The 25,491-nt window shown below is 43.3% G+C and carries 35 protein-coding genes, 7 tRNA genes and 1 pseudogene; 15 read left to right on the plus strand and 28 right to left on the minus strand.

The window, feature by feature from the left end:
* The first annotated feature begins 60 nt into the window (after nt 1–60).
* Complete coding sequence (locus KOY49_RS03785; protein WP_232736065.1) at nt 61–291, plus strand: hypothetical protein; 231 nt, start codon at nt 61–63, stop codon at nt 289–291.
* Here the strand turns inward: KOY49_RS03785 and KOY49_RS03790 are convergent.
* The 8 genes from KOY49_RS03790 to KOY49_RS03825 are packed head-to-tail and all read right to left on the minus strand — an operon-like array spanning nt 288 to nt 3,849.
* Nucleotides 288–752: a sensor histidine kinase gene (locus KOY49_RS03790; RefSeq protein ID WP_232736066.1), complete on the minus strand. Its 465-nt coding sequence runs from the start codon at nt 750–752 to the stop codon at nt 288–290. The genes KOY49_RS03785 and KOY49_RS03790 overlap by 4 nt on opposite strands.
* A complete protein-coding gene (locus KOY49_RS03795; RefSeq protein ID WP_232736067.1) occupies nt 709–1,752 on the minus strand; it encodes a sensor histidine kinase in 1,044 nt (347 codons plus the stop codon). Before KOY49_RS03795 ends, KOY49_RS03790 begins: the two co-directional genes overlap by 44 nt.
* 31 nt (nt 1,753–1,783) lie before the next feature.
* Nucleotides 1,784–2,449 (minus strand): histidine kinase N-terminal 7TM domain-containing protein, encoded by a 666-nt coding sequence (locus tag KOY49_RS03800; RefSeq protein WP_232736068.1) that lies wholly within the window; start codon nt 2,447–2,449, stop codon nt 1,784–1,786.
* A 26-nt stretch (nt 2,450–2,475) separates the two neighbouring features.
* Nucleotides 2,476–2,700, minus strand: coding sequence for a hypothetical protein (locus KOY49_RS03805; RefSeq protein ID WP_232736069.1), 225 nt, complete (start codon nt 2,698–2,700; stop codon nt 2,476–2,478).
* 20 nt (nt 2,701–2,720) lie between these two features.
* Nucleotides 2,721–3,014 (minus strand): class I SAM-dependent methyltransferase, encoded by a 294-nt coding sequence (locus KOY49_RS03810; protein WP_232736070.1) that lies wholly within the window; start codon nt 3,012–3,014, stop codon nt 2,721–2,723.
* Between the two features lie 13 nt (nt 3,015–3,027).
* Nucleotides 3,028–3,384 (minus strand): hypothetical protein, encoded by a 357-nt coding sequence (locus KOY49_RS03815; protein WP_232736071.1) that lies wholly within the window; start codon nt 3,382–3,384, stop codon nt 3,028–3,030.
* Complete coding sequence (locus KOY49_RS03820) at nt 3,350–3,595, minus strand: hypothetical protein (protein WP_232736072.1); 246 nt, start codon at nt 3,593–3,595, stop codon at nt 3,350–3,352. The genes KOY49_RS03815 and KOY49_RS03820 overlap by 35 nt, the downstream gene beginning before the upstream one ends.
* Nucleotides 3,596–3,615: 20 nt before the next feature.
* Nucleotides 3,616–3,849 carry a hypothetical protein gene (locus KOY49_RS03825; protein WP_232736073.1) on the minus strand — a complete coding sequence of 78 codons (234 nt, stop codon included), beginning with the start codon at nt 3,847–3,849 and terminating at the stop codon, nt 3,616–3,618.
* A 40-nt stretch (nt 3,850–3,889) separates the two neighbouring features.
* Here KOY49_RS03825 and KOY49_RS03830 point away from each other — a divergent pair, with 40 nt between their 5' ends.
* Nucleotides 3,890–4,261, plus strand: coding sequence for a response regulator (locus KOY49_RS03830; protein WP_129635371.1), 372 nt, complete (start codon nt 3,890–3,892; stop codon nt 4,259–4,261).
* Here the strand turns inward: KOY49_RS03830 and KOY49_RS03835 are convergent.
* Nucleotides 4,258–5,070: a bifunctional 5,10-methylenetetrahydrofolate dehydrogenase/5,10-methenyltetrahydrofolate cyclohydrolase gene (locus KOY49_RS03835; RefSeq protein ID WP_232736074.1), complete on the minus strand. Its 813-nt coding sequence runs from the start codon at nt 5,068–5,070 to the stop codon at nt 4,258–4,260. The two genes, KOY49_RS03830 and KOY49_RS03835, sit on opposite strands and share 4 nt — an antisense overlap.
* 76 nt (nt 5,071–5,146) lie before the next feature.
* On the opposite strand from KOY49_RS03835, the gene KOY49_RS03840 reads away from it, so the two are divergent.
* Both KOY49_RS03840 and KOY49_RS03845 read left to right on the plus strand, forming a co-directional pair.
* Nucleotides 5,147–5,224 (plus strand) — tRNA-His (locus KOY49_RS03840).
* Between the two features lie 85 nt (nt 5,225–5,309).
* Nucleotides 5,310–5,386 (plus strand) — tRNA-Lys (locus KOY49_RS03845).
* A gap of 282 nt (nt 5,387–5,668) precedes the next feature.
* Here the strand turns inward: KOY49_RS03845 and KOY49_RS03850 are convergent.
* A complete protein-coding gene (locus KOY49_RS03850) occupies nt 5,669–5,824 on the minus strand; it encodes a hypothetical protein (protein WP_232736075.1) in 156 nt (51 codons plus the stop codon).
* Nucleotides 5,825–5,848: 24 nt separating this feature from the next.
* Nucleotides 5,849–5,925, minus strand: a tRNA-Arg gene (locus KOY49_RS03855).
* A 43-nt stretch (nt 5,926–5,968) separates the two neighbouring features.
* On the opposite strand from KOY49_RS03855, the gene KOY49_RS03860 reads away from it, so the two are divergent.
* Nucleotides 5,969–6,043, plus strand: a tRNA-Gly gene (locus KOY49_RS03860).
* A gap of 32 nt (nt 6,044–6,075) precedes the next feature.
* Nucleotides 6,076–7,881 carry a glycogen/starch/alpha-glucan phosphorylase gene (locus KOY49_RS03865; protein ID WP_232736076.1) on the plus strand — a complete coding sequence of 602 codons (1,806 nt, stop codon included), beginning with the start codon at nt 6,076–6,078 and terminating at the stop codon, nt 7,879–7,881.
* Here KOY49_RS03865 and KOY49_RS03870 read toward each other — a convergent pair.
* The gene (locus KOY49_RS03870; protein ID WP_129631687.1) at nt 7,871–9,391 is read right to left on the minus strand and encodes a helix-turn-helix domain-containing protein; all 1,521 of its coding nucleotides are present in this window, start codon (nt 9,389–9,391) and stop codon (nt 7,871–7,873) included. The two genes, KOY49_RS03865 and KOY49_RS03870, sit on opposite strands and share 11 nt — an antisense overlap.
* Nucleotides 9,392–9,460: 69 nt before the next feature.
* On the opposite strand from KOY49_RS03870, the gene glyA reads away from it, so the two are divergent.
* Complete coding sequence (gene glyA / locus KOY49_RS03875; RefSeq protein WP_232736077.1) at nt 9,461–10,729, plus strand: serine hydroxymethyltransferase; 1,269 nt, start codon at nt 9,461–9,463, stop codon at nt 10,727–10,729.
* Between the two features lie 122 nt (nt 10,730–10,851).
* Here the strand turns inward: glyA and KOY49_RS03880 are convergent, their stop codons facing one another.
* The 11 genes from KOY49_RS03880 to murB form a co-directional block, all read right to left on the minus strand.
* Entirely contained in the window at nt 10,852–11,220 is a 369-nt protein-coding gene (locus KOY49_RS03880; RefSeq protein WP_232736078.1) for a prepilin-type N-terminal cleavage/methylation domain-containing protein, read from the minus strand.
* Between the two features lie 147 nt (nt 11,221–11,367).
* Nucleotides 11,368–11,442 (minus strand): hypothetical protein, encoded by a 75-nt coding sequence (locus tag KOY49_RS05475; RefSeq protein ID WP_376787541.1) that lies wholly within the window; start codon nt 11,440–11,442, stop codon nt 11,368–11,370.
* A complete protein-coding gene (locus tag KOY49_RS03885; RefSeq protein ID WP_232736079.1) occupies nt 11,439–11,675 on the minus strand; it encodes an RCC1 domain-containing protein in 237 nt (78 codons plus the stop codon). Before KOY49_RS03885 ends, KOY49_RS05475 begins: the two co-directional genes overlap by 4 nt.
* A gap of 413 nt (nt 11,676–12,088) precedes the next feature.
* Nucleotides 12,089–12,157, minus strand: a complete 69-nt coding sequence (locus KOY49_RS05480) for a hypothetical protein (RefSeq protein WP_376787542.1) — start codon at nt 12,155–12,157, stop codon at nt 12,089–12,091.
* 77 nt (nt 12,158–12,234) lie between these two features.
* The gene (locus KOY49_RS03895; protein ID WP_232736081.1) at nt 12,235–12,663 is read right to left on the minus strand and encodes an RCC1 domain-containing protein; all 429 of its coding nucleotides are present in this window, start codon (nt 12,661–12,663) and stop codon (nt 12,235–12,237) included.
* 11 nt (nt 12,664–12,674) lie between these two features.
* On the minus strand, nt 12,675–13,088 hold the full coding sequence (locus KOY49_RS03900; protein WP_232736082.1) for a hypothetical protein: 414 nt from the start codon (nt 13,086–13,088) through the stop codon (nt 12,675–12,677).
* Complete coding sequence (locus KOY49_RS03905; protein WP_232736083.1) at nt 13,085–13,348, minus strand: hypothetical protein; 264 nt, start codon at nt 13,346–13,348, stop codon at nt 13,085–13,087. Before KOY49_RS03905 ends, KOY49_RS03900 begins: the two co-directional genes overlap by 4 nt.
* A gap of 259 nt (nt 13,349–13,607) precedes the next feature.
* A complete protein-coding gene (locus KOY49_RS03910; protein ID WP_232736084.1) occupies nt 13,608–13,922 on the minus strand; it encodes a type II secretion system protein in 315 nt (104 codons plus the stop codon).
* Nucleotides 13,909–14,361, minus strand: a complete 453-nt coding sequence (locus tag KOY49_RS03915) for a type II secretion system protein (RefSeq protein ID WP_232736085.1) — start codon at nt 14,359–14,361, stop codon at nt 13,909–13,911. Before KOY49_RS03915 ends, KOY49_RS03910 begins: the two co-directional genes overlap by 14 nt.
* Nucleotides 14,349–14,834 carry a prepilin-type N-terminal cleavage/methylation domain-containing protein gene (locus KOY49_RS03920; RefSeq protein WP_232736086.1) on the minus strand — a complete coding sequence of 162 codons (486 nt, stop codon included), beginning with the start codon at nt 14,832–14,834 and terminating at the stop codon, nt 14,349–14,351. The genes KOY49_RS03915 and KOY49_RS03920 overlap by 13 nt, the downstream gene beginning before the upstream one ends.
* Nucleotides 14,835–14,875: 41 nt before the next feature.
* A complete protein-coding gene (gene murB, locus KOY49_RS03925) occupies nt 14,876–15,901 on the minus strand; it encodes a UDP-N-acetylmuramate dehydrogenase (RefSeq protein WP_232736087.1) in 1,026 nt (341 codons plus the stop codon).
* A gap of 54 nt (nt 15,902–15,955) precedes the next feature.
* On the opposite strand from murB, the gene KOY49_RS03930 reads away from it, so the two are divergent.
* The 3 genes from KOY49_RS03930 (at nt 15,956) to KOY49_RS03940 (ending at nt 16,944) form a co-directional block, all read left to right on the plus strand.
* A tRNA-Arg gene (locus KOY49_RS03930) sits at nt 15,956–16,032 on the plus strand.
* 24 nt (nt 16,033–16,056) lie between these two features.
* Nucleotides 16,057–16,133: transfer RNA gene (locus KOY49_RS03935), tRNA-Arg, on the plus strand.
* An 85-nt stretch (nt 16,134–16,218) separates the two neighbouring features.
* A complete protein-coding gene (locus KOY49_RS03940; RefSeq protein WP_232736088.1) occupies nt 16,219–16,944 on the plus strand; it encodes a hypothetical protein in 726 nt (241 codons plus the stop codon).
* Here the strand turns inward: KOY49_RS03940 and KOY49_RS03945 are convergent.
* The 3 genes from KOY49_RS03945 to KOY49_RS03955 form a co-directional block, all read right to left on the minus strand.
* On the minus strand, nt 16,941–17,216 hold the full coding sequence (locus KOY49_RS03945) for a ClpB D2-like domain containing protein (RefSeq protein ID WP_232736089.1): 276 nt from the start codon (nt 17,214–17,216) through the stop codon (nt 16,941–16,943). The two genes, KOY49_RS03940 and KOY49_RS03945, sit on opposite strands and share 4 nt — an antisense overlap.
* A gap of 143 nt (nt 17,217–17,359) precedes the next feature.
* On the minus strand, nt 17,360–19,387 hold the full coding sequence (locus KOY49_RS03950) for an AAA family ATPase (protein ID WP_232736090.1): 2,028 nt from the start codon (nt 19,385–19,387) through the stop codon (nt 17,360–17,362).
* Nucleotides 19,378–19,758: a hypothetical protein gene (locus tag KOY49_RS03955; protein ID WP_129636838.1), complete on the minus strand. Its 381-nt coding sequence runs from the start codon at nt 19,756–19,758 to the stop codon at nt 19,378–19,380. The genes KOY49_RS03950 and KOY49_RS03955 overlap by 10 nt, the downstream gene beginning before the upstream one ends.
* 44 nt (nt 19,759–19,802) lie before the next feature.
* On the opposite strand from KOY49_RS03955, the pseudogene KOY49_RS03960 reads away from it, so the two are divergent.
* The 3 genes and pseudogenes from KOY49_RS03960 to KOY49_RS03970 all read left to right on the plus strand — a co-directional run bounded on the left by KOY49_RS03960 (nt 19,803) and on the right by KOY49_RS03970 (nt 23,309).
* A pseudogene (locus tag KOY49_RS03960) lies at nt 19,803–21,068 on the plus strand (DUF1727 domain-containing protein).
* Nucleotides 21,068–21,739 (plus strand): type 1 glutamine amidotransferase, encoded by a 672-nt coding sequence (locus KOY49_RS03965; RefSeq protein ID WP_232736092.1) that lies wholly within the window; start codon nt 21,068–21,070, stop codon nt 21,737–21,739. The pseudogene KOY49_RS03960 and the gene KOY49_RS03965 overlap by 1 nt, the downstream one beginning before the upstream one ends.
* A gap of 292 nt (nt 21,740–22,031) precedes the next feature.
* Nucleotides 22,032–23,309 carry a glycosyltransferase family 39 protein gene (locus tag KOY49_RS03970; RefSeq protein WP_232736093.1) on the plus strand — a complete coding sequence of 426 codons (1,278 nt, stop codon included), beginning with the start codon at nt 22,032–22,034 and terminating at the stop codon, nt 23,307–23,309.
* Between the two features lie 350 nt (nt 23,310–23,659).
* Here KOY49_RS03970 and KOY49_RS03975 read toward each other — a convergent pair.
* Nucleotides 23,660–23,736 (minus strand) — tRNA-Pro (locus tag KOY49_RS03975).
* Nucleotides 23,737–23,935: 199 nt separating this feature from the next.
* On the opposite strand from KOY49_RS03975, the gene KOY49_RS03980 reads away from it, so the two are divergent.
* The gene (locus tag KOY49_RS03980) at nt 23,936–24,439 is read left to right on the plus strand and encodes a CPBP family intramembrane glutamic endopeptidase (protein WP_158386498.1); all 504 of its coding nucleotides are present in this window, start codon (nt 23,936–23,938) and stop codon (nt 24,437–24,439) included.
* Nucleotides 24,340–25,038 (plus strand): phosphotransferase family protein, encoded by a 699-nt coding sequence (locus KOY49_RS03985; RefSeq protein WP_232736094.1) that lies wholly within the window; start codon nt 24,340–24,342, stop codon nt 25,036–25,038. The genes KOY49_RS03980 and KOY49_RS03985 overlap by 100 nt, the downstream gene beginning before the upstream one ends.
* A 148-nt stretch (nt 25,039–25,186) precedes the next feature.
* Here the strand turns inward: KOY49_RS03985 and KOY49_RS05070 are convergent, their stop codons facing one another.
* Nucleotides 25,187–25,414 carry a hypothetical protein gene (locus tag KOY49_RS05070; protein WP_269802136.1) on the minus strand — a complete coding sequence of 76 codons (228 nt, stop codon included), beginning with the start codon at nt 25,412–25,414 and terminating at the stop codon, nt 25,187–25,189.
* Between the last annotated feature and the right edge of the window lie 77 nt (nt 25,415–25,491).

A 25,491-nucleotide genomic window follows, 5' to 3' on the forward strand; every position in this document is an offset into this window, starting at 1 on the left:
ACAAATTACCGTCGAATTGTCTATAGCAAAAATCAGCCACTTCTCCGCCGTTATCTATTAATGTATAATATTTCCATGACAAAGCAGAAGAAAAAGCGCAATAAAAAATATTCTGGAATGGACGCGACATCTCAGCGACCAAAGGTAACAAGGATTACAGCAACGAATCGCTCCAAATTATCTCAATGGTTTTTCGATCGAAAAAAGCTCATTCGCACCATTGGCATGGCGGTGCTCGTTGTAGTTGCCTTAATTATCGTTATTTCTGGAATATTAAGTTTATTCCGTTAACGAACTGGTAACTTAAACCCAAAGGTACTGCCTTTTCCTTCTTCTGATTCAAAGATCATTTCGCCGTCGTGCGACAAAATAACTTTCCTCGCCAAAAACAGGCCAACACCAGTGCCGTCTGGTCGCTTTTTTCTGGCATTTGTGCCGCGGAAGAATTTGCCAAACAGATTTGCTTGCTCTGATTTCGGTACGCCAATTCCCGAATCTTTCACCGTAAATTCAATCGCGCCATTACTATTTTTTAGAGAAATTATTACCTTTTTGTGCGGATTTGAATAGTAAATAGCATTGTCGATCATATTCAGCATAACTTGACGAATCTTCTCAGAGTCAGCCGTAATCAATGGAACTTTTTTATCAATCTTTAGGTCCATTTCAACAGACCTCTGATCAGCCACAACCTTAAGCAAAGCAACTTCATCCCGAAGAATTTGAGCAACGTCCAGTCTCCTGTTTATCAATATTAAATTTACCAGTCTGAAGCCTAGAAACATTAAGAAAATCGTTTATCAGCCTCACCATACGCTCACTCGAAGAAAACGCCTCCCTAAGAACCGCACGCTGCGTCGGCGTAATCTTCCCCAGATCGCCCTCCAACATCATATCCAGATAACCTTTAATACTAGTCAGCGGCGTTCTTAATTGATGTGAAGCCATAGAAATAAATTCGTTCTTCGCCTCGTCCAGTCGCTGAAGCTGTCGATTACTAAACCTCAACTCTTTCGTCGCCTCGTCAATTTTACGCTGCAAACTTTTATTCAACTCATTAATTTCTTCCAATGACAAAGAATTTCGAATCGACACAGCCAATTCCCCAGCAATCGATTCCAACATTTCAATATCGCGAGAACTATACCCCAAACTCTTATGCTCGCCCAGAAATAGAATTCCCGTTTCTTGATTTTGATGCAGCAGCGGCATAACAATTTTCGTGCGATGAATATCCAAAAGCTTCTTCAATTCTGGATCTTTTACTTGATTCGCCAAAATAACTTCCGGAAAACTACAATTCTTATAATAGTAATCCATAATCCTGCGAACATCTTCCTCGACAACAGATATTCGTCGCCGACCCGCCCGACCATATATTCCTTTTTCCGGAATACAAAACGCCACTTTTTCCGCCTTAAGAGAAGTCGCTATATAATTACCAACACGTCGAGTTAGCAATTGAAAATCCGCCGTATAAGTTAATATTTTACTAATCTCACGCGTAAACGTATCAGCATCATATTCTCCGTAATAAAAAACCCTATCAGTAAATTTATCAAAGATTTTCTTCACCGGTTGATATACGACAGCCAAAACCATAGCCAAAATCATATTCATAAGATTTACATGACTATCAACCGTCAGGCTACGCTGAAAAACCAAAATTGAAATAACATATGCAGAAATCACATAAACGACAGCCAGTGCAATTAATAGCAACATATACGAAACGCTTCGAGCCACCGCCATTTTTACATCCATCAATCGGTATCTGACGATGCTATACATAATTGCAAATAAAGAAAATAATCGTAGCAATTGGACCAATCCATATATATCGATAATCACCAAGCGCCGGAAGAAACAGATCCACTACAAAGCCAGGAATGCTACATATCAACAGACCAATCATGTAAATCGCGACCTGCTTGCGTCGAACAGGATCTGATTTGCGCCACGCTATATAACCAAAACACATAGAAATTAAGAAGAATACCGAGAAAAAAGTTGCAAAAATAACATAGTTAACTGCATGAATCGGAATTCGAGAAAAATCTACTGGCGTGACAATTTCTGATGTATTAATAATAAACTCAGGAACCAAAATAATATATAGCGAAAAAATCGTTATCAATATACTAGACGCGCAGATAAAACTCTTCGTTGATTTTGTCGATGGAAGAAACGACTTTGTAGTGAAAATAGCCAACGCAGGACAAAAAACAGCCGAAGCGACATAAAACCACCTGGACGCAGTGTCTAATACTACTCCATTGTCCGCCAGAGAAAACACTTCAAGTCCAGCTGACCACACAGCCAAACATAAACAAACCAGAAAAAACCAATGCTTCGCATCATGACGACGCTTCGACTTTTTAAGCACAAGAACGCCCAAAATTAGCGCCATCAACGCAACCAATCCTAGCACTAATGCTCGTATCATCATACTAATGCTTATTATAGCATTTTATTCTACGTTTCAATCGCAAAAACTGTGTAAACGCCGCTCGCAGTAACTGTAGCTTCAATAGATTCTTTTGGTATGCCAGATTTTTGGAGCAATTTAAAAACTTCTTTAATTGAACGCATCCTAACTTTTGGAACCCACCCCATTAGTCCATGCAAAAATTCTTTTTGTGGGCGATTTACGTTCATATTGCCAGTGATCATTAGTCCACCAGATCGCAAAAATCTCAAGCGATTCTCGCGTCAATTGCTTATAAACGCCATCTGGCAAATATTCCCGCAAGCCAGAATCTTCCGCGATATCCAGCTTTACGATCGCCCAAAACTCCCTCCAAACTCAAAGGCTTGCCAAGCTTACTGAATAATCGCTCACAATGAACTTCAATCTTATCTTCCAAATTCCATTTCTTAGCCAAGCTCTGCGCCGCCGCTAGAGACAACGGATCTTGATCTAACAGGATAACCGTTGGCGCCCCACCCGTTTCATCCTTAAGTTTTTTCAGCATCTTCAAAGTCGCCAGTCCCGTTCCGCAACCAAAACTCATCACCAACATATCGTCAATCGAACGATTCTCTTTTTCTGCGCACCACTCTCTTCAAATGATCAATCGATAAACCATTCACTGTTTCCACTCGCTCACGAATACCAAGCGAATCCGCACAATGCCGAATAACGTTAGAAAACTTCTCCGTCACCGGCGCCTGAATAAACTCTCGGACGTCACTAATCCTCTTCTCTACTTCTTCAATAGCCGTCGCCTGATTCACGCCACACCATGTGTTGATCTTTTCTCGAACCATAACTTCCGTCAGCGGCAAGCCATTAATCTTCTCATCAAATACCGACTCACCCAGCAGCGGACCACTCATAGTTGGATATTTACCTTCTGACAGAAAATATTTCGCCATTTTCATCAAAAACACTTAAATCATCAGCTTCAGAAATTGTCAAAAACGTCAGTGCGGAACCTCGCTGATTGTGCCACGGCTGCGAATCAGTTTGATCCTTACCATACAATAACTTATCACGAAAAATCTCCAGATAAGCATCTACAATATTACCCCATTTATTTTCTCTTACAAAAGGAATCTTTTCTAGGACACTCGCAAGTGCTACCGCCGCCAAATTTATATGAATAATATCTGTTAACGAACATCCTTTAATTCTGCATCCGCCTCGCTCCAAATAATCATATATACTTTCTGAATATTATCAGGATTATTGTATGCAGGATCGGTCTTTTCTCCAATTTTAACCCTGCATCCCTCACTCCTAAGATCCGCAATTTCCTTATTTAATTTTTCATTAGCTTCATGATCAACTCCATTAAGAAAATCAACCACTTCTGCAATACACAATTCGTTCCTAAAGTTTTCCATGCCAAAAATTATAACATAATTTATATGATATACTTAAAGCATGATAAAAATCGCTATCATTGAAGACGACCCAACCATCAGCCAGATGTACCGAATGAAGTTCGAGTCGGACGGATTTGACGTTCGCTTGGCCGCCAACGGACAAATCGGCATAGAAGTAGTCGAGAAGTTTCAGCCAGATATTATTTTGCTAGATTTACAAATGCCAGAAATGGACGGCGCGGAGGCTTTGAAGCGAATTAGGTCTAAAGATTGGGGAAAAACCATTCCCGTTATCGTCCTCACTAACCTCGGCGAAGAAGAAGCTCCGCACGATTTGAAGAAATTAGGAATTCATAGCTACATCGTAAAAGCAAACCTCACGCCGCGCCAAGTTGTCGAGCAGGTCAAAACTGCCATAAAAGCCGCTTAATTTTTTGATTGATTCGCAATTTTTAGACAAGCCGTAATTACATTATCAAACAGCGCAGAAACCGTTAATGGACCAACTCCGCCTTTTTTTGGTGTAATAATTACATCATTACGCTGACGCACTTCTTCAGATACGTCGCCAACAATTTTTCCATTTTCCGAAGCAGTTCCCGCATCAATAACAACTGCCTTAGTCTTAATCATCTGGCTTTTAATCAGCCCTGGAACTCCAGTTGCCGACACGATAATATCGTAATTTATCAATTGAGATAAATCGTCACCTTTTTCAAAAACCGTCACATCAACGCCAGACTTTAGCCACATTTTCTCAAGAGGCGCACCAACCAAACGACCTCGCCCGACAATTGCAACTTTCTTACCCTTCAAATCAACGCCATATCCAGCCAGCAGCCAATTGATAGCCGTTGGTGTGGCCGCCTGAAAAATCGCCTTTTTACGCAAACCGTCAACGTCTTTATCTTCTCGAATACTCTCGAGTAACTCCTCAGTCTGATCAGAATTACTAATCGGCAATTGCAGAATTATTCCTTGAACATCGTCTCGATTGTTCAATTCTTGAATCACCTCCAAAGCACCGCCCGCAGGGACTCGATGAATCTCCACGTCAATCAAAATATCAGCGCCATACCTCTGCTTCAAACGCATGTACGTTTCAATAACTGGATTTTCGACATCAGTAACAATTGCCAAACGAGGATTAATATGCCAAGCCTGCCTTAAAGCTCGCACCTGTTTCGCCTGGCGCTCCTTGATAAATCCAGCTAATTCTGAGCCATTTAGTTCTCTCATTGTCATTAAGTATAGCAATTTTACCATCTTGAGTACAGATATAGTGTGTGCTATAATTTGAGAAGCTTGGTTTATGGCGGATGTAGCTCAGTTTGGTTAGAGCGCTGGATTGTGGCTCCGGAGGCCGTGGGTTCGAACCCCATCATTCGCCCCAAGTTTTACGACAATTTATTCACACCGATAAATTATTTTCAATAAAACGGTAGACATTTTTATTGATTGTTGTATAATGAAATTGTGGGCCAGTAGCTCAGCTGGTTAGAGCACCTGCCTCTTAAGCAGGGTGTCGAGGGTTCGAGCCCCTCCTGGCCCTCCAAAAAAATAAACTCACATTGAAGTGAGGATTTTTTTATTTATCCAAACGGATTATACCCGCGAGAAGGCGGCTCACGAAAAGTAGTTCGATTAGCATTAAACGATTGACGAGAGTTATTCACACCTGACGGAACATTGTTATTTTGTAGAACCATTGACTCGTCGATTCCCGCCAAACAAACCAGCGTCAACATGATCATTAGTACACCTCAATCGAGGCGTCACACCAATCTCTGTACCAATTTGCCTTACTCCACCAACCACTGCCGAGGATTGGTATTTTTTAATATATTGACGTTCCGAAATTTACTTTACGATTAGCTTTCAGGGATCTACCAGTCATTCCATACGCCTTAAAACCATCAATTGATCTTCTTAAGGAGCCAGATAATCTAATCATCATTTCCCGCGTCATTTGCGGTTTTTTATTCGCGTCCATATATCCCCCATTAGTTATATGAAATGGCGCCCCGAGTAGGATTCGAACCTACGACCTTAGGCTTAGAAGTCCTCTGCTCTATCCAACTGAGCTATCAGGGCGTATTCACATTATATCATCTTTCTGCTACAATAGTAAAAGCTTGCGGGTGTAGTACAGCGGTTAGTATGCAAGTTTTCCAAACTTGAGATGGGAGTTCGATTCTCCCCACCCGCACCAAGTTAGACAATTTCAATCCATAAAGGGCATCGATGGATCCATATATTTATACAGAAAAACCAAAATACCAGCCGCATGACATTGAAGATGCGTCCGAATTTTATGATGTAATTGAACGAAGCAGCTTAACGCATCAATTGTCTGAAAACCGACCATATGTCTATTGGACAATGGAAATTTATGATAAGTCCAATGGCATTAAAGGTGGCGGCGGACTTGGAGTTTTGGCGGCGGACACGCGACGTGTAGCTGAAAAATTAGAAGTTCCATTCGTAGTAGTGACGCCGTTTTATCGTAGCGAATCACACCAGAAAATCACCGACCTCGCGCAAGAAGAATTTTCAGAGTCCGTTTCACCTCAAGATTACGGATTTGAATATATTGACGAAGTTTTCGTAAGTTCAAACGGATTCCCAGACGCAAGCTTAAGCATTTTCAAGAAGACGCTCGGTTCAACGCAATTTGTTACAATTTCAGAACCGAACTTTGGACAATTGTACGAAGGCGACGGATCTGGCGATCATAGATTATACCAAGAAGTAGCGCTGGGATTTGGTGGCTATAAAGCATTAAAACTCCTCGGTATTAAGCCGGCCGTTATTCAACTTAATGAGACCGCAACGATTTTTGCCGCATTAGCACGACTAGACGAGCTGTGCGCTAACGGAATGAATTTATACGAGGCCATCGTTTACGTTCGCAAACACACACTTTACACAAACCACACACTTCTTCAAGCGGCCGAACCGGAATTTCATCGTTCGCAATTTGAAAAATTAGTTCTGCCAAATATAAAAAGCAATGCCGTGCGTTGCTGGCTAATGGAGCAATTCCGTAATGACAGACTGAGGCCGAATCTTTTGGCAATTGAACTTACTGAAGCGAAGAATGGCGTAAGTAAACTACACGCCCGCGTAGCAAATTTCCGCGACCGCAACAACGACAAAGTCAAATTTCAAGCCATTACTAATGGAATAGATCTTGAAACGTGGGTGCTACCTGAAACTTTGCAAACATATCGCGATCACGGAATTATCGATAAATTTGGGTTGCCCACAAATGATTTTTCTGAAAAATTAAACTCGCTGAGTAGTGCGGATTTGAGATATTTGAAAAAACTCGGTCGAAAGGAATTAAATAAAGTCCTATTAAATCGCCAAGATCAGTACGGAAAATCCATACAAATCCCAGAAAATGCAATATTATTCGACTTCAAGCGAAGATTCGCCAACTACAAACGACCTTATATGCCGTTTGAAAACCCAGATTCATTGCGCCAAATTCTCATTAGCCACAACGCGCATTATATTCTGACAGGAAAAGTTCACCAAGGCGACGTGACGATGTATCAGAAATTGCTCGAGGTATTAAAATTGATTGACAACGATCCAGTCCTCAAGGAGCGTGTTCATTACATACAAGATTATGACGAAGAGTTGGGACGAGCGTTAGCAATCGGCTCAGATGCCTCGATAAATATTCCTATTGTCGGATTAGAAGCGTGCGGCACTTCATGGGAGAAAGACATCGCCAATTTGAAACTCCTCATCTCCACTAGTGACGGCGGCGTTGCCGATGTCCAGCCAATCGCTTGCCTCGAGGTTACCGGTAGAAACTACGAAGCCGAAGTTTCATCTCTGTACGTCAACATGCATAAAGCTGCCGCTATTTTGAAAAATGACCAATTGCTAGAAAAACATATCCGCCACCAATTAAGCAACTATTTGCCAATTATTTCTGGCGCCCGAATGATGAAAGATTATCTCAAATTTATTTTTCCAAAACCACAAATCCAGCCTAAAAAAGAACCGCAGATCAAGCGAATTCCTATTCAATAATCACTTCAATCTCAGCACCTAGCGAATTTAAGCGCGCCGCCAATTCCTCGTATCCGCGATTAATCGAATATACATCGCGCAGAATCGATACGCCTGGAGCAGCAAGCATTGCCAAAAGTATCACAACGGACGGACGAAGCGCTGGCGGAGCAACAACGTCGGCTGGCTTCCATCTTGTTGGACCAGTGATATAAACACGGTGTGGATCAACCAGCTCGATTTGCGCATTCAGCTTGCTCAGCTCTGTAAAGTAAATTGCTCGGTTTTCGTAACTCCAGTCGTGAACCAACGTGCGCCCCTCAGCCACCGTCGCGATAAGCCCCAAGAACGGCAAATTGTCCATATTAATTCCAGGAAACGGCAAGGCGTGAAGTTTATCCTTTGCAGCCTGAAGTTTGGAACGCTGCAATTTAATATCAACCAAACGAGTTTGCCCATTATTAGCAAAATATTCCTTGCTGAGTTCAAACTTAAGACCCATTTCCGCCAATGTCGCTAGTTCAATTTCCAAGAATTCAATCGGCGCACGACGAACAGTAATTTCCGAATCCGTCACTGCAGCCGCCGCAATAAAGCTCATCGCTTCAATCGGATCTTCGCTCGGATAATAGTCCAGATTTTTACTAATTCGTTTACGACCCGTGATTTTCAAGGTTGTCGTACCAATTCCCTCAATTTTCACACCCAACTTTTTCAAGAAGAAACAGACGTCTTGAACCATGTAATTTGGGCTAGCATTGCGGATGATGGTAGTGTTTGGCGACAACGCCGCAGCCATAATGATATTTTCCGTCACCGTATCGCCACGCTCCGTCAATAAAATCGTTCGATCGCCAGAATTGACATCAGTTTTTGCGTGATAATAATCAGTTTCCGCCGTGACGTTCATTCCAAAATGCCTCAAACCACTAAGGTGCGGCTCAACCGTGCGCTTCCCTAAATTACAGCCGCCAGCAAACGGCAATTTGAAATCGTCATATTGATGCAGTAGCGGACCAAGGAACATAATTACCGTCCTAGTTCTCTTCGCCGCAGCAATATCCATATCTTCAAGCTTCAAGCGCGCCGGCGGCACGATCTCAAGATCACTACCATCCAACCAGCGAGTTTTAACACCAATCGAGTTCAGAACCTCGATAATTCGGTTGACCTCCTCAATTCGCGCCACTTTCCTAAGCGTCGTCTTCCCCTTATTCAACAAACTCGCACAGAGAAGACCCACTGCGGCGTTTTTACTAGTCTTAACTTGTATCTCACCAGACAATTTTTTGCCGCCAGTTACCTTAAAATTCATTTTTCCGGAATGATTTACGGTCACAATATTGTTATTAAGCACTTCACTAATTCGGGCAATCATCTCAATGCTAATATTCTGACCCCCGTTTTCAATGCGATTAATAGCACTTTGCGACGTGCCAATCGCCTCAGCTAATTGCGTCTGTGTCAAACCTTGTTTTTGGCGATTTTCAGCGATTAAATTGCCGATTTTTTGAAGATACTTGTCTTTTATCATGCGTAAATTATATCACTAATGATATATATAAGCAATGATATAATAAGTATTAACGGAGGTTTAGTCATGAAAGACAAGCAAATTGAAGAACTTATAAAAGCAGAAAAAAAGCGTCAAACGGACGGCCTGGAACTGATTCCTAGCGAGAATTACGTTTCATCAGATGTGCTTCAGGCGCTCGGTAGTGTTTTCACTAATAAATATTCAGAAGGCTACCCTGGTCGACGTTATTACGGCGGACAAGAAAACACTGATCAAGTCGAGCAGCTGGCAATTGACCGCGCTAAAAAACTTTTCAAAGCAGATCACGCTAACGTCCAGCCACATTCTGGCGCGCAGGCTAATGAGGCAGTTTATTACGCTTGGTGCGAGCCTGGCGACACTATTCTGGCTATGGATTTGGCTCACGGCGGACATCTTACTCACGGCGCCCCAGTTACTCGTAGCGCCAGAGAATACAACTTCATTCGCTATGGCATAAAAAATATCGACACTGGCGAAATTGACTATGAAGAAATTCGTCAATTGGCATTAAAACACAAACCAAAGATCATTTTGGCGGGATTTTCGGCATATCCACGAGAGCTAGATTATGAAAAATTTGCCGAAATTGGCAATGAGGTCGGCGCCATGCTAATGGCGGATATGAGCCACATTGCAGGGCTAATCGTTAGTGGCGTTGCCAAAAACCCGTTCGACTATGGCTTTCATGTAATTACCACAACAACTCATAAAACTCTGCGTGGACCACGAGGCGGGCTGATTCTTAGTCGAGGAATAGTTGGCAATCCATTGAAAAAACCAGAGAAAACTCTCGAGAATTTACCTACGTTGATTGATCGAGCAGTATTCCCTGGCACGCAAGGCGGACCGCACATGCACACCATCGCTGCAAAAGCCGTAGCGTTCGGTGAAGCTTTACAGCCAGAATTCAAAGATTACGCCGAGCAAATTGTCAAAAATGCGAAAAGACTGGCGGAAGAATTGCAAAAGCGCGGCTTTAAGTTAGTAACTGGCGGCACCAGCAACCATTTAATTCTGGCAGATATTCACAGCAGCTTCGGTATTGATGGCAAGGAAGCGGAAATCGCCATGGATAAAATTGGTCTGACGCTGAATGCCAATGCAATTCCAGACGACCCTCTGCCAAGGTTCAGGCCAAGCGGCATTCGCTTAGGCACGCCAGCTGTCACAACGCGAGGCGCCAAAGAAGACGACATGGAAAAAATCGCGGAATGGATGAGGCGGTCAATAGATAATCGCGACAATGACGAGAGGTTGGCTGAACTACGCAAAGAAGTCGTAGAATTCTGCCATACTCTACGCGATATTTAATATAACCGCGCACATAAAAAACTCCGGCATAACGCCGGAGTTTTTTATTACATATAACTAATTACACAGCACAAGTACCGACTGTTCGCTCCTCTACAGTATTCTTTGAGAAGTTGTAGTACTTAACGTGCGCACCCGTTGGATCGCCCGTACTTACACTTAATGTATTTAACTGTTTTAGGAGCAGTACCAGAACCAAAAGTACCAGTACCTGATTCAGCAACAGTGTTTGGAGCAAGGTAGTATGAGTTCCCAGTGTCAGCAGTAGTTAAGTCTGTCAAGTGAGCTGGGTACTTGCTCTCTGCTGTGTTGTATAGCTCAGCTTTCTTAGCAACGGCGTCAGCAGCAGATTTAGCAGCAGATGTCTTTGCCTGGTTTTGCAAACCGTTGTATGCAACCAAAGAAACAACTGTCAAAAGTACGACAATCACGATAACGATCAAAAGCTCAACTAGTGTAAAACCTTGATTTTTGATATTCTTTGTAGTCACGATAATGTGCCCCCTAAATTATATTAGTTTAATTTGTAACTCGATAATACTACAACGTTTTTAAAAGCGCAAGCGATTTTTTAATATATATATCGATTCTGGACCGGACGAAAGAATAAAGACTCCGTTGGACTAAATCTACTATGCTCACTTACATGAAAATCCATCACCAATCTGCCCATCGTCATTCAATCCCCAACAATACGAACGCTTATTTGTCATAATTGCACAACCGCGGTTAGCCCCAGCAGCAAACTCACTACACTCTCTGAAGCAGGAAGCCCATTTGTACCAACATTAACTGGCTGAGGAGTAAAAGAATATTGAAACGTATCTCCTATTTGCCACCAAACTGACCCAATCTCATTATCGCCCCAACAATAGACTTTATTAGTACCAGCAACGTCCACCAAAGCACAAGAATGAGCAATGCCAACATCAACCCGCAGCGCCACCCCAGGCAAACCACCGACTCAAACTCGGCTCAAAATGCTTTTTAAAAGCGCCACTCCCCGGAGATCCAGACTGTCCACGCCCAGCACCACCCCAGCAATACACCTTACCCGAAGCAATAGCGCAGGTATGAGACTAGCATAAGCAGGATGAGCCTGACCAAGTATATCCATCTTGAGATATATCAGTCACGTCCTCCAATTCCTTAACTCGAGTAGCATTACCATAGTAACTATTACATGCAACACCAATACCCAACTGCCCAAACCTAGCCTGCCCCCAACAGTAAGCTCTCTTTTCAGTGGTTATAACACACATAGTTTGTGAACGAGATCCGCCAGTTGATAACTTAACAGCAGAATAATTATTAGGAAGCCTGTTGAGGCCGCCTGAATTAATACGCACTGGCGTTGCGCTAAACTCTAGGACTACCAGGACGCCCGTAACCCAATTGACCCATATTATTACTACCCCAACAATACACCTTTCCTGCGGCAATAGCACACGAAACATCACCGGTTCCTCCAATTGCACTGATATTATTTCCAGCAAAATCTGCACCTAGCGAGCCAGTAGGCCGCCAACCTCGACCGGAACACTAGAATATTTACCATCGCCAAAATCTCCATTACCTAGCTGTCCAAATTGATTATTACCCCAACAATATATCTTCCTGACAGAACTAAATTCAGTCAACACACAGCTATGAAATTGTGCCGCAAATATATCAATAATTTTCCCATTTCTCATATCACCCACAGAACGTACCTTTACGGGAACATTAAAACTAACAGTAGTTCCGTCGCCCAATTGACCCACAGTATATTCATTACTTCCATACTTGTCATTATTACCCCAGCACCAAACATTATTCGACAAAATAGCACACGTACGATAAGTACCGCTTACTATACGCGCTGCATCAATATCAGCTGGCCAAGTAACTGATTTTTTTACAACAGCAGTATAAGTCTTTAACAACACCGCCACCACTTGTTATTTCAACGCGACCAATAGATGAAATTTGAGCAGTAGCAGCCGACAAAGCCGACGCTTCTAGTCGAAGCCTCCAAATCACCGACTTCAAAAGTCGTCCTAAATTTATTGCCATCATCAAATACATATTTATCACAACTAAAATTTACAGCCCCCTTACAATTAGTTTCCGGGCGAAGCGGACCAATCCCACCAGGAACCGAACCCCATGATTGCTCAGCTCCATTAGAATCCAAACAAGCGTTAGCATACGCCGTACCCGCCTCACCAGCCTCTTGAGCTAACTTATAATAATACTCTTCCTGAGAGTAAATATACGATTGAGCCACAACCCTCATAGCGCCAGCCAAAAGAGCCAATATAAAAGTACTCATAAGCACAATCAACACCAAAGAATAGCCATTTTTTTGTCGAATCATAAGTTATTTATCTTTCGTATCATTAATGTTTGAGAATCAGAAACTTGCTTACTTGGTGATTGTATTGTTAAAGTAACCTCTACACTATCCGCGCCATCAAGAGCTTTATTATCGCTATCTGCAGCGTCACTATTTTTGCTTATCAGCGTTTTTCCGTCATAGTAATTAATCTTAAATTCCGAAACTCCAGTCGCTAAAATCGAATCTTCACGAAGCTTCATAGCTCGATCTTTAAACTTATCAGCATCCGGACTATTCATACAAAAATAACCCGCAGCAGATCCTGAATATGGCGCTGGAGGATAACTGGAGAAATCAACTAAATCATTATAGATAGTCCGTCGATGCAACTCTCCATTCTTCAAAAAATATATGACTATTCTTTTTATACTTCGGCTGCTGAGTCTTATTTGCATTACAGTCAAACTTCGGAGTTCTTAGATACACAATCTCCCTAGAATCAGCGCCACGTCCCATAGTTGTAGCATATTGGAGTAATATAAGTGATTATATTAGGGATCACTGTTGACGATATGGATTATTCCTATATCCCCATTCTCTAGGCGTCGCACCAGGGAAATTTTTATCAGTAGCAAACGTATCCTCCCCGTCATAACCACTCACCTTAAAGCGCGAAGCTTGGCGCACGTCAGTTTCAATTGCGTCCATGGAATTGTGCATATTTCGACTAATCTCAACCTTCGCCTTGCTGATAGACGCACTTTGGTTTGCTGAAATTAACATCTGGCTAAACACGCCGACAACCATTGCAATGATGACCATCACCATTGCCAATTCGACTACAGTAAAACCGCCCTCATTAGAACGCCACATATGTCGCATGTACCACCTTCTTTCCACTACCTACGCCAGAGCTTGGCAATCCATACTCTACGATAGACTCCACTTTAATCGGCATCCCCAGGCTAGACGTGATTCCACTCTTACATCCGTATGGCGCTGATGCATACACTTGTTGCCTAACCACCCCGGGCAGCCCATCGATATTACCAGTAGTTCTCGTAACTTCATACCTAGTATTCGACGACGCCGTGTTACATTTAAACCACGACGGAGCGGAATCATTCGCGTAACGACGCATATTATTATACGCCAGAAGACTTGCTTTATTATGCTGAGCATTCATGACTGATATCTGGCTAACTTGCGCTTGCATACTTAATATAACAGCCATGAAAATACCAATTACAACCAAAGTAACCGCAACTTCGACAATAGTAAATCCATCGCTTTTTCCCACTAGTCGCGCCATATACTATTCACCCTTTTTTCCGACCCTGTCGAAAATTCCTTATATATAATGTTATATTTCACGCAAGTTGCCGCCGCCACGTCAGTTATAGGACCAGAAGTTGGCTTCGTGCAATCTCCATCGTCTATATTTGCCGCCTCGTACAACAATTCGCCGTTATTACCGCCAGCCCAATCACTACGACTACACTTGATCATCTCCTTTTTCAGAGAATCACCTCCTACAATTGACGAAAAACCCTTAATAAAATCAGCACAAGAAGGATACTCGTGCCCAATAGAACTAACATTTTTATACTTGTAATATCGCTCCAACCTCAATGACAACTCAGACACATCAGCCCTCTGCTCCTGATCTTTAGTTAGGTTCAAAAATCTTCCACCACCAACAAAGGCAATACTAGCCAAAATCGAAACAACCACAACAACTACCGCCACTTCAACTATCGTATAACCACCCGTCCCACGATTCATATCAATATTGTAGCGCAAATCTACAAAAAAGAATATGCTTATTATCGGGAAAGTTCTAGCGGCTCTTGCTCAATTTTTATACCGAACTTGTCAAAGACAATTTGCACAATTTCCTCACGAATCGCCGCCAAGTCATCATATCCCGTTGCTGAATCATTCACAAGCACCAACGCGTTCTTCTCATAAACCCGCATGCCGTGACTGCGATAGCCCCTTAAGCCAGCCTTATCTATCAGCCAACCTGTCGGGATTTTATATCTTCCGTCAGACATTGCATAATTTGGAATGTCGCTATATTCTCTTTGCAATTCTTCCAATTTCCATTTTTCAACCAGCGCATTTTTGAAGAAAGAACCTGCACTTGGCAATTCCGCTGGGTCTGGCAATTTTTCCGAACGAATATTAAGAACTGCCACACGAATCACCGACAAATTGACCTCACGAATATCATTCTCGTCAATATATCTCTGCAAAGAAGCGTAATACGGCGGTTTCGGCTCTGCTTTATTTAGTCGCAAAGTAATATTCAGGATACAATATCGCCCTTTTTCTTTATCGCGAAAAATGCTATTTCGATAAGAAAAATCACATTCGTCAGCATAAATAGTTACAATTGTGTCGGTTTTTGAATCGTAAGCTTCCAGACTAATCAACGTGTCGGCAATTTCTTGACCGTACGCCCCAACATTCTGGACCGGCGCAGCTCCAGCCGTTCCAGGAATTCCCGACATAGCCTCAATTCCCTGAAGTCCAAGCCCAATAGCCTTCTCAACAACCTCGTCCCAGACTTCGCCCGCACCAATTTTTACATCAGTTGTTTCGTCAGTTTCAGAGATAACCTCAAAACCTTTGATCTTATTCAACAGTACGATTCCTTCAAAAACCTCGTCATGCGTAATCACATTACTGCCACCACCCAACACAAAAATCGGCAAATTTTCCTTTCGGGCATTACGATATAGCGACACAACATCACCAGCAGAATCTGCCGTCGCCATATAGCGAGTCTCACCTCCCAATTTCATAGTTGTGTATTGTTTCAGTGATATATTAGTCATAACGTCCATGCATATAGTATATCATTTTACTCGGCCGTCATCTATGATATAATAACTTCATACGCACCCGTAGCTCAGCGGATTAGAGTACTTGGCTTCGAACCAAGGGGTCGCAAGTTCGAATCTTGCCGGGTGTACCATTTTATTGCATTAACAAAACACACGCCCCGTTAGCTCAACTGGATAGAGCGTTGGTTTCCGGTACCAAAGGTTGCAGGTTCGATTCCTGTGCGGAGTACCAGATTAACCCGTTATTGTGACGGGTTTTAATTATAACTACTATTTGCTTGCTTTTTATATTAAATAGTGGTATAAATAGGATCATAATGGAGACTAACGAACAAAGGCCTATAAATGACTTCCCTAGCGTAATGGAAGCCGTTCTAAAAGCAATACGCGAGAAAGATTTCGAGCAGGCGGCCATATTAGCCTCCCTGGCTTATAATTTGGCGCCAAACTTATCCGAACAAGCCCGTGCTGCTCGTGATTTAAGTGCCGCCTACCGCCATCAAGGCGACTACGATGAATCCGAAAAATGGGCTACTGAAGCAGTGGAGCAACACAAAGCTTTGGTCGAAGAAGAAGAGAATCGCAGTACACTACGTGAACTAGGCGCGAGCGTCGCAACGCTCGGAACCCTGCAGCTGCAGCTTATCGTAACAGACCCTTCTTATGATAATCAGGAAAACTCTCAACGGGCAACAGAAAATCTAAGCAAAGGCCTGCGCTATATTGAAGAGTCTCGCAAGCATGCTACCGACAAGGACCGCAAGATTGACCAATACGACATTAACTTTACTGCTCGTACAGGCTTCGCTGAAGCGCTGGCTGGCGATACAAAGAGGAGTCTGGCACTGGGCGCAAGAGCTGTGCGGTTGGCATTTTTGTCTGAATCACCAAAGATTGACACTTCAAATCCAAATATGGCAATCGAAGAACGCTTCAAAGCTAAGGCTCGCGCGCTTATGAGAGGTGTTGGCGCGGTAGCTGTGGCGGCAGTGGCGCCATTTAATAGGGAGTTGGCTAAATCTATCGTCAAGAAACTCAACTAACTGTTTGGGGTAATCACTGACACTTGAGGAGCTTGGCTGCTTAAGATCTGGCGGATTTGTTCGGTGGTAATAATTGTAGTTGATCCAGGCGCAATTGTGCCAGCTAGCATTTGCTTGGCGACAGTATTCTCGACAGCTCGCTGGACGACGCGGCGCATCGGGCGGGCTCCCAATCTTGGATCATAGCCAGCCTCGACCAACAATTTCTTACCTTCCTCCTCGACTGCAACTTGAATTTTTTGCGGCGCCAAAGTCTTATTAACTCCCGCCAAAATCAAAATTCAACAACCTGCAACAACTCCTCCTCTTTCCTCTAGCGGAACGAAACAAAACAATTTCATCAAAACGATTCAAAAACTCTGGGCGGAATAAATTGGCATTAATCAACTCGTTAATAAACGTCTGCTCGAACCGCTCAAAATTGATAACCCCGCTCAATATATTCACGAATTCTATCCGCGCCAGCATTTGACGTCGCAATTACAATCGTATCGCGAAAACTAATTTCTCGGTTATTTTCATCACGAAGTATTCCCTCATCCAAAAGCTGCAGAAGTGTCGTCAAAACCTGAGGATGAGCCTTTTCAATTTCATCCAAAAGCACGACAGAGAACGGGCGCTTCTGAACTTGAGCAGTCAAACTCCCTGGATCTCGCGCGCCATCCGCAATTAACCTAGCCACGTCATCCGGCCTGACAAATTCGTTCAAATCCAAGCGAATCATATTGCCTTCACCGCCAAAATAAACATCCGCCAAAGCTTTAGAAAGCTCCGTTTTACCAACACCAGTCGGACCAAGAAACAGGAACGCGCCAATCGGTCGATTCTGATTCCTAACACCTGTGCGCGCGCGGCGAATAGCGTCAGAAACAACTGTCACGGCTCGCGTTTGATTGATCATTCGCTGATGAATTAACGACTCCAAGTTTAACAATTTTTCCTTTTCGTCACTCAAAGATGCTACCGAAATTTTTATGCCAAGAGTCTTTTCAATCGCGTCATCCACAGATTGCGCGGTCACTAGCCCACCACTCGCGTAACTTGCCGCCGCTTCCAAAATTTTCAACGCCTTACCTGGCATTACTAAGTCCTGAACATAACGATCACCAACACGATATGCCTCCGCCAGCGCCTGATACATATATGTCACTTTGTGCTGCGCCTCAAATAAAACCAATTGATCGCGCATAATTTTCATAGTTTCAGGTTCATTTGACGGCTGAATTGCAATTGTATTCAAAGCGTGAGCAAGCTGCGGCTTAGTCTGGGAAATTTGCAAAAATCGCTGATCGTCCATCGTTAAAATCGTCCTAAGTCTGCCCGCCTCCAGAATTGGCAATAACACATTACTCAGGTCAACCGAACCAACGCCTTCTTCGAAGAATAATTGCGCATTGTCCAGACATAAAATCACGTTTTTCGACAAGAAAGCTTCGTTCAAAATCATCGTGACTAGATTTTCCAATTCCCCGCGACCCGACGCCACACTAATCAACGACGACGCGTCAAGCATAAAAACTTGCTGGTACATCAGCGAACCAGGAACGCCTCGATGTCCGTCAATCAGCATTTCCGCAAACGCCGACACGACAGTACTTTTTCCAGCACCGTCAGCACCAACCAGCGTAATATTCTGCCGCCCGCCAGAACTAAACGTTTTAAGCATCTGCCCCAGCGCCTCCTCATGCGCAGCCAACTTAGTCGTAAACGCGCCGCCAGATACACTGACGCTAATATTCTGAGCAAATCGACTCAGCAGTGGCGTATAACCAAAAGACCAATCCCTAGCAATTCCGCCCGTATTTAGCGGCTTCTCTTTATATTGGTCAATCAGCGCCTTGATTCGCTCGTACCATCGAATAGTCTCCTCGATATCATGAAAATCGATCTTCATATTCGCCAGCAAAGAATCGTGTTGTGGCAATTGCTTTACTATCGCCGCCGCCAAAACCGCGCTAGTAATCTTCGGACTTTCCGTGCTCTGCCAAATTTCAATCGCCGCTTTCCAAATCTGCTCCGTTCGATCCGGATCGTCGACGGAAATATTGCGCAAGAAATTCGGCGTCAAACCCAGCCGCACTGACAAAAATTGCCCAGCTCGCGTGCCTGTAATTGCCTCAGCAATATCAATCGGCGTCGGTCTGCGCGGCAATTTGCCCAAAACGTCCGCCGCCATCACATCGTCAATCGTCTTAGGATTTTTACTAATTTCCGCCGTCTTAAGATCTTTTTCCCACCAAATCGACACCATAATCATTGGACCACTCAGACCAAATAATAGCCAGCCAATTGCCCCGTGTTCAATCAACGACCACAAACCAAGTAACACCATCATAATGCCGACAGCTATCGCCACGATATGCCAAGCATTGCCAAACCTTACAGAAAATCGCGCTTTCTGAGCTCGTAAACTGTCGTAATTAAATCTCGGCTCTATTTCCATACAGAAACTCCCAATTGCCATAAAATAATTCCGATAAACGGCATCAGCGGCAGCGCCAGCCACATAATAATTCCTACAATCATCCACAAAAATCGTAGCAATATCATCAATATTCCAATAATTATCACCATGGAGCGCACCACCGCGCCAATTACTCGCGAGAACATTTTGTCAAAAAACGCAGATAGCTGCACGGATAAGTCGCCACCAACTGGAGCGGCTGAAATCTGGCGAAACGGATTGAATAAGGTTTTCAAAAGCAGCCCGACTGAGAAAAAATCCGCGGTTCGTAAAACCCCCAGAAAACTTTGTCGGATATATTGCAACAAGCCATTGCCATACCACCACTGAAAGATACCCACCAAAAACATATTGATATTGTAGCACATCGACCCGGCAGAGTATAATAGACAATATGGCAAGACAGATGATTAGTACTATTATTGGCAAAAGCGTCAAGAAAGTCGCTAAATTGCGCGGTGGCGGTTCAGCCTTGCCGGGTTTGGTGATTGAAAAAATTGACCCAAAATTTATTCAGAGAACGTTGGCAGATTTACCGCAAGGCGTGGTGATTATCAGCGGAACGAATGGGAAAACGACGACGACAAAAATCGTCGTAGAGTTGCTAGAATCAGTCGGATTGAAAGTCTTCACTAATCGCACTGGTAGCAATTTTTCCCGAGGTGTGGCAGCGGCACTACTTGATGAGGTCAATATCCGTGGCAAACTGGATGCTGACATTGCGGTTCTGGAACTGGACGAGGCTTGGGCGGTTAAATTCGTGCAGATTGTTCGTCCGCGCTTTTCCCTGCTTCTGAATGTTATGCGCGATCAATTGGACAGATTTGGAGAAATCGACAATACAGCCGCATTGCTTCAAAAAATAGCTGAAGCCACCAGCGACACTGTCGTTCTCAACCGCGACGATCCGCGAATTTTTAAGATTAGCGAACATATTCAGGCTAAAAAAGTTTTCTTCGGTACAACCAGCGAATTGCTTCAATTGATGCCAACGGACGACACTCTAAAATACGGAACCGCGGTCGCAAATCAAAGCGTGGCGGCTGATGTTTTATTGAAAAAAATTAATGCTCAACATGCAACTTTTCAAATTGACAATAAAGAAATTGACGTAGACCTGCAACTCACTGGAGTTTATAATCTTCTCAATGCGGCGGCAGCGGTTGCCCTAACTCGACAAATCGCGGGACCGGAAATTACCGATACGATTTTATCTGCGCTGGAAAGCATAAAGCCGGCCTTTGGTCGTGGCGAAACGATTTAACCTAAACAGCACACCAATTGAGCTTATTTTAGTAAAAAATCCAAGCGGCTTTCGGCTAGCACTTCTGTCATTCGCCAAAAACAATAACACTACGATGATCGCTGTTAATGACAATTACGCCGACGGACGAGATGTAAGTTGGTTCTGGGACGTCGATTTTTCGCTATTAAAAAACGTAGCAATGATCAGCGGCGCGCGCGCTTACGATATGGCTTTGCGACTTCAATGATGACGACATTCCAATTGGGAAAATTGACACCAATATTTCGAAAGCCCTGGAAGATTTCATCAATACTAATCCCGACGAGCCAAAACAGATTTTTTGTAGCTACACGAGCCATGACAGCAATTCGTCGCTTGCTGAGCGAAAAAACCGACGTGGAGGAAATATCATAATGAAAATAACAATTGCGCAACTTTATCCGCGAGATATGAATCTTTATGGCGACTGGGGCAACACGCTAGTCCTGAAAAAACGACTAGAACGACGCGGCTTCGAAGTTGAGATTATCAATCACAATCCAAGCGATTCAACGGATTTTTCTAAAATTGATATTTTTGTTGGCGGCGGCGGACAAGATTCTGGGCAGACGATTATCCAAAATGATCTTCTGGCGCGAGCTGATGAACTACGACAGTTAGCAAAAGACAGTGTGCCGATGTTGATAATTTGCGGAATGCACCAATTATTTGGTCGATTTTTCCGAACACTCAAGGGCGAGGAAATTGTTGGCGCTAACATTCTGCCGATTGAAACAATTGCTGGCGACGAGCGAATGATTGGTAACATTGTCATTAGAAGCCAGGAATTTGGAGATATCGTTGGCTATGAAAATCACAGCGGACAAAACTTCCTAGAGAAGACCGCCAAACCTCTTGGGCAAGTTATTAAAGGCGCTGGCAATAATATGACCGACGCAAATGAAGGTGTTCGCTACAACAATATTATTGCCACTTACCTCCACACGGCCGATTTTACCCAAAAACCCGCAAATTGCAGATTTTCTTATCGGCGAGGCACTAGAGCGACGCGGCGTAAGCGCAGATTCGGGCCTGGAAAAAATTGACGACACTTTAGCGAATAAAGCGAGAGAGATAGCGTTAAAATTATCCAGATAATTCATGAAAAAACTCTGTATATATCTTAAAAAGCTATATGCATTTCTTCACAAAATGCCCAGTTGGATCTAGCTAATTCCAATCTTAATTTTAGCCATCAACGTTCGACTTACCTATTTAACAAAAGCCGATATTTGGCACGATGAAGGATATACGGCGGCCATCATTCAGCAGCCGAACCAGGGAAATTATCCCACCATTACAACCACGGACGTCCACCCACCACTTTATTACGTTATCATGCACGTTTGGCAATCGATTTTCGGCAATTCCGTAGCTTCGCTCAGAGGATTTAGTGTTACATGCGGAGTTCTGACGATTGCCCTATTATTTCTATTACTCCAAAAACTTTTCTCTAAAAGAATCGCCGTATTTGAAAGTTTTTTAGCAGCGCTAGGACCGTTCTTAATTCGCTATAGCGACGAAGCTCGAATGTATGCGCTGGCGGCACTTTTGGCTGTAGCAATGACATACGCATTTGTCTTGGCGGTCGAGCGCAAAAATAAGAAGTTCTGGTGGGCGTTATACGGGATTTTAGTGGCACTCGGTCTTTATACACAATATTTCCTAGCATTAATACTACCCGCGCATTTCGCATATATATGGCTAAAACTTGGCGGAAATCGCACTGCCATAAAAAATATATTTAAGGACAAAAACGTTTGGCTTGCCGCAGGAACATGCTTTTTACTATTCCTCCCCTGGCTACCAGTTATGATCTCCCAAACCAGCCGAGTAAGTGGCGGCTTCTGGATCCCCGAAGTTACTAAATTTACCATCCCGACAACATTATCAATGTTCTTAACTTACGACGACAGAATTGTCCGCTATTTTGGGTTGCTACTGCCGCCAATTATAGTCGCAGTTTCATTCATTCTAGCCAAAAAACGCCCAAAATACCAAGCAGCAATTTGGATTTTAACAATTTGGTTACTGTTGCCGATGATCATCGTTTACATACTCAGCCAGGGTCGACCAGTCTACTTAGACCGATATTTCACTTATTCAGCGCCGGCGTTTTACGGCTTGATTGCGGTATTCATCGGGCTTATTTTTTCTAATAAAAAATGGTGGTCTATTGGAATATCTATCATTCTGACGTTATTTATCGGTCATTACATGTGGCATATCGGCGGTAAAAATATCGTAGAATCATCCTGGAATAGCACCAACACAGCCATGAATCATATAAATGAAAATATCCAGAGTAGTGATGTTATTATTTCTGGCGAGATCTACACTTATTTTCATACTTCCTATTACAACCGCACAAATAAAGAAATTATACTCCTGAAGCCGAAAGAAGAGCTAGGTTGGGTTGGCGAATGGGGATTAATTAAGAAACTAAATACTCCAGAAATTAGTTCTTTAGAGTCAGTAAAATCTCCAAGAGTCTGGCTTATTCTTCGCGAAAAAACATATGACGAATATAAAAAACAAGTTCCGCCATATTGGCAACTAAAGCAAGAATTCCATGATGGCGACTTGATTATTGGATTATATGTGAATAAGCTTTAATTCTCTTTATCACTGCTATCGTCAAGACCGAGCCACTTTTTCACGGTATCTGGAGTAACTTCGTCTAGATACGGAAGATGCTCCAACAAAGCGGCCTCATAATCGGGTGTCCGTGGATAGTATGTCATTTGTGCCACGCCTATAACCGTGCGCGATCCAGGCAATCCCGGCTTAAATATCTCCGAATATGGAGGAAGGTAATCATCGTCTTCGGGGGGGGTATCTCCACTACTCTTCTGTGATGAATTATATTCGACACTCATGATACTTTATATAATAACAGATGACTTAAAAAAAATAAAATAGCCGACCAAACTTTCAGTTATTTTAATACACTGAATGATTTCAATTGGTCGGGGTGAAAGGACTCGAACCTTCGACCTCACGGTCCCAAACCGCGCGCGCTAGCCAACTGCGCCACACCCCGAAGATATCTCACTTTACACATTAAATACAGCAATAATTAGTGATTTGAGTTAATATATAGACATACCCTCATAATTATGGCCAATACTAATCACTCTACCCGCACAACTCACCTCCGACAAATGATATATCTCTACGCCATTGTATGCGTATATCTCATGTTGCCCATTCTCATTTGTACCGGTGTCATTCCCTGGAATATGAAGTTCGCGACACTCGTCGTCGGTGCAGTAGCGATGTACATAGTGATGCGAATTCTCGGCAATACGCATAGTGACATCGGTATTACGCGGCAACATACCATCTATTCACTCAGAACCGTGCTACCGATAACTATAGCTCTCATTATCGCAGCCGGGCTATTTCTACTCCTCGAAAAACCTCGATTCTCACCAACCGAAGGAATAGGGTTCTATGTATTTTATATTTTCATCTCGTGCCCGGCACAAGAACTGTTATTTCGCGGCATCCTCAGCCGTATGCTGCAAGAACTACGGCTACACCGGGTACTGGAGCTTGGCGTAGCAGCCGCCCTTTTCGGTTACGCACATATCATCTACGGCGATATGCTCACTGTTGTTGTCATGAGCATCGTCGGCCTTTTATGGTACCGAGCGTACCAGTGCTCATCAAACCTCATCGGCGTAACGATAAGCCACGTGGTACTTGGTGTGATGACGATCGCTTTGGGGATTATCGATTAGCAGCTGACGCTTTCGACATTAAACCGTCGCGTGATAGTTTTATAAAAGAAGGTTGGCAGTCAATTGATAATCAAAAAATAGATAAATTACATAAATTAGCACCAAGTTTTTTAGATAGATTAACACCCCGCAGCCAAGCAGCCGCTCAATCATTATTAAGAGACCTAGCCTCGCTACGCCAAATAGGCAGCCAGACTCCTAAAACGAACTCATTAGTTTTTTGTCACCATGATATCCGACAATCAAACATGGCTTGGCATCCTAATTACGGTACTAGATTAGTTGATTGGAGCTGGTCTGGGTTGGGTGAATCGGGTAGTGATATTACCAGCCTGCTAATTGACCTACATAAAAGCCACCATGATATCTCCCCTTATCAAAACATAATAAACTTAGACTACTGCCTCATGCTAATGGGGTTTTGGTTGAATCATGCAACCTGGCCACATCACGGCAATGACACGACTAGATTTCAGCAATTCTTGTCAGCTCTCAGCGCCTACGAAATATACATAAATGGCTACGCGTTCACCGCCTCAATCTCCACCGACAGCACGTCTTTATTCGTCGGTAGATCAGACGTCGGCTCAAAGGTGTAAACCAGTGACGTCAAACGGCATTTCCACATGGGCCATGTCTGCTTCTGGCACGTGGTCGAGATGTTTAATCAAAAACCGAATAAGAATTACCATGAGCCACCAATAAAATATTCTCACCAGCCTGCAATTTCTCGCGAAAATCTCTCGCTCAAAATATGGAACAACCCGCACATAAACATCTTTCAAAGTTTCCTGCCGCCCGACAATCCGGATAATCCCAACCGCGCCGAATACCATTAAAAGCCTCCTCACCAATCTCCGCCTTAACTTCCCACTTATTTTTACCAGTCAAATCACCATAATCACGCTCGTTCAACTCAGTTGCATGCGTTGTCGGTAAACTGCCCACACCACACCCCTCGAGTAGCGCGGCCAAAGTTTGCTGCGTACGTTTGAACGACGAAGTATAAGCTTCATTAAATACAAAGACCTTTCAATAAAGCGCCCAATCGC

Origin of the sequence: Candidatus Minimicrobia vallesae (assembly GCF_018866205.1) — a bacterium.
Taxonomy (GTDB): Bacteria; Patescibacteriota; Saccharimonadia; order Saccharimonadales; family Saccharimonadaceae; genus Nanosynbacter; species Nanosynbacter vallesae.

Excerpts from the sequence above, each read along its gene's own strand:
- KOY49_RS03800 (WP_232736068.1), bottom strand. The coding sequence starts at position 2,449 with ATGATGATACGAGCATTAGTGCTAGGATTGGTTGCGTTGATGGCGCTA.
- KOY49_RS03850 (WP_232736075.1), bottom strand. The coding sequence starts at position 5,824 with ATGGACGCGAATAAAAAACCGCAAATGACGCGGGAAATGATGATTAGA.
- KOY49_RS03915 (WP_232736085.1), bottom strand. The coding sequence starts at position 14,361 with ATGGCGCGACTAGTGGGAAAAAGCGATGGATTTACTATTGTCGAAGTT.
- KOY49_RS03795 (WP_232736067.1), bottom strand. The coding sequence starts at position 1,752 with ATGGCGGTGGCTCGAAGCGTTTCGTATATGTTGCTATTAATTGCACTG.
- KOY49_RS03910 (WP_232736084.1), bottom strand. The coding sequence starts at position 13,922 with ATGTGGCGTTCTAATGAGGGCGGTTTTACTGTAGTCGAATTGGCAATG.
- KOY49_RS03965 (WP_232736092.1), top strand. The coding sequence starts at position 21,068 with ATGAAAATAACAATTGCGCAACTTTATCCGCGAGATATGAATCTTTAT.
- KOY49_RS03815 (WP_232736071.1), bottom strand. The coding sequence starts at position 3,384 with ATGAAAATGGCGAAATATTTTCTGTCAGAAGGTAAATATCCAACTATG.
- KOY49_RS03830 (WP_129635371.1), top strand. The coding sequence starts at position 3,890 with ATGATAAAAATCGCTATCATTGAAGACGACCCAACCATCAGCCAGATG.
- KOY49_RS03810 (WP_232736070.1), bottom strand. The coding sequence starts at position 3,014 with ATGAGTTTTGGTTGCGGAACGGGACTGGCGACTTTGAAGATGCTGAAA.
- KOY49_RS03970 (WP_232736093.1), top strand. The coding sequence starts at position 22,032 with ATGCACGTTTGGCAATCGATTTTCGGCAATTCCGTAGCTTCGCTCAGA.
- KOY49_RS03905 (WP_232736083.1), bottom strand. The coding sequence starts at position 13,348 with ATGAATAGTCCGGATGCTGATAAGTTTAAAGATCGAGCTATGAAGCTT.
- KOY49_RS03835 (WP_232736074.1), bottom strand. The coding sequence starts at position 5,070 with ATGAGAGAACTAAATGGCTCAGAATTAGCTGGATTTATCAAGGAGCGC.
- KOY49_RS03900 (WP_232736082.1), bottom strand. The coding sequence starts at position 13,088 with ATGATTCGACAAAAAAATGGCTATTCTTTGGTGTTGATTGTGCTTATG.
- KOY49_RS03980 (WP_158386498.1), top strand. The coding sequence starts at position 23,936 with ATGAAGTTCGCGACACTCGTCGTCGGTGCAGTAGCGATGTACATAGTG.
- KOY49_RS03940 (WP_232736088.1), top strand. The coding sequence starts at position 16,219 with ATGGAGACTAACGAACAAAGGCCTATAAATGACTTCCCTAGCGTAATG.
- KOY49_RS03985 (WP_232736094.1), top strand. The coding sequence starts at position 24,340 with ATGGTACCGAGCGTACCAGTGCTCATCAAACCTCATCGGCGTAACGAT.
- KOY49_RS03920 (WP_232736086.1), bottom strand. The coding sequence starts at position 14,834 with ATGAATCGTGGGACGGGTGGTTATACGATAGTTGAAGTGGCGGTAGTT.
- KOY49_RS03825 (WP_232736073.1), bottom strand. The coding sequence starts at position 3,849 with ATGGAAAACTTTAGGAACGAATTGTGTATTGCAGAAGTGGTTGATTTT.
- murB (WP_232736087.1), bottom strand. The coding sequence starts at position 15,901 with ATGGACGTTATGACTAATATATCACTGAAACAATACACAACTATGAAA.
- KOY49_RS03865 (WP_232736076.1), top strand. The coding sequence starts at position 6,076 with ATGGATCCATATATTTATACAGAAAAACCAAAATACCAGCCGCATGAC.
- KOY49_RS03950 (WP_232736090.1), bottom strand. The coding sequence starts at position 19,387 with ATGGAAATAGAGCCGAGATTTAATTACGACAGTTTACGAGCTCAGAAA.
- KOY49_RS03785 (WP_232736065.1), top strand. The coding sequence starts at position 61 with ATGTATAATATTTCCATGACAAAGCAGAAGAAAAAGCGCAATAAAAAA.
- KOY49_RS03955 (WP_129636838.1), bottom strand. The coding sequence starts at position 19,758 with ATGTTTTTGGTGGGTATCTTTCAGTGGTGGTATGGCAATGGCTTGTTG.
- glyA (WP_232736077.1), top strand. The coding sequence starts at position 9,461 with ATGAAAGACAAGCAAATTGAAGAACTTATAAAAGCAGAAAAAAAGCGT.